Origin of the sequence: Eubacterium barkeri (assembly GCF_900107125.1) — a bacterium.
In the GTDB taxonomy this organism is placed as follows: Bacteria; Bacillota; Clostridia; order Eubacteriales; family Eubacteriaceae; genus Eubacterium_O; species Eubacterium_O barkeri.
In genome coordinates this window covers 1-1462 of sequence record NZ_FNOU01000045.1, presented here as the reverse complement: position 1 = coordinate 1462, position 1462 = coordinate 1, and the positions used below count along the sequence as shown (strand labels likewise).

Sequence of the window (1462 nt, the reverse complement as noted above, 5' to 3'; positions counted from 1 at the left end):
ACTCTCGTGGTGTGACGGGCGGTGTGTACAAGACCCGGGAACGCATTCACCGCAGCATTCTGATCTGCGATTACTAGCAACTCCAACTTCATGCAGGCGGGTTTCAGCCTGCAATCCGAACTGGGGGTTGTTTTATGGGATTGGCTTCACCTCGCGGCTTCGCTTCCCTTTGTCCCAACCCATTGTAGCACGTGTGTAGCCCAGGCCATAAGGGGCATGATGATTTGACGTCGTCCCCACCTTCCTCCGTATTGTCTACGGCAGTCCCTTTAGAGTGCCCAACTTAATGCTGGCAACTAAAGGCAAGGGTTGCGCTCGTTGCGGGACTTAACCCAACATCTCACGACACGAGCTGACGACAACCATGCACCACCTGTCTCTCTGTTCCCGAAGGAAATCTCCTATCTCTAGGATGGTCAGAGGATGTCAAGGCCTGGTAAGGTTCTTCGCGTTGCTTCGAATTAAACCACATGCTCCGCTGCTTGTGCGGGTCCCCGTCAATTCCTTTGAGTTTCAACCTTGCGGTCGTACTCCCCAGGCGGATGACTTAATGTGTTAACTGCGGCACTGAGTTTCCCCAACACCTAGTCATCATCGTTTACGGCGTGGACTACCAGGGTATCTAATCCTGTTCGCTCCCCACGCTTTCGCACCTCAGCGTCAGTATCTGTCCAGCAAGCCGCCTTCGCCACCGGTGTTCCTCCTAATATCTACGCATTTCACCGCTACACTAGGAATTCCACTTGCCTCTCCAGTACTCAAGTCTTACAGTTTCAAATGCACGTCACCGGTTGAGCCGGTACCTTTCACATCTGACTTATAAAACCGCCTACGCGCCCTTTACGCCCAGTGATTCCGGACAACGCTTGTCCCCTACGTATTACCGCGGCTGCTGGCACGTAGTTAGCCGGGACTTCTTCATTGGGTACCGTCACTTCTTCTTCCCCAATAAAAGAGTTTTACGATCCGAAAACCTTCTTCACTCACGCGGTATTGCTGCGTCAGGGTTGCCCCCATTGCGCAATATTCCCCACTGCTGCCTCCCGTAGGAGTCTGGACCGTGTCTCAGTTCCAGTGTGACCGTTCGCCCTCTCAGACCGGTTACCCATCGTTGCCTTGGTGGGCTGTTATCTCACCAACTAGCTAATGGGACGCGGGTCCATCTCATGGCACCGGAGTTTTCATTAAAACACCATGCGATGTCTTAATAATATAAGGCTTTACTCCCAGTTTCCCGAGGCTATTCCTTTCCATGAGGCAGGTTACCCACGCGTTACTCACCCGTTCGCCACTTTCCACTCCTTATTTCTCCCGAAGGATCCATAAAAAGCTTCTCGTTCGACTTGCATGTGTTAAGCATACCGCCAGCGTTCGTCCTGAGCCAGGATCAAACTCTCAATTAAAAGTTTGGCATCAGACCTCAGTCTGATGTTCTGGTTCTTACGCTTGGTTTGGTTTTTTT

General features: G+C 51.9%; 1 rRNA gene. It reads right to left on the bottom strand.

The features are described 5' to 3' along the window. Positions 1–1403, bottom strand: a 16S ribosomal RNA gene (locus BLU30_RS14050); the annotation flags it as partial. Between the last annotated feature and the right edge of the window lie 59 nt (positions 1404–1462).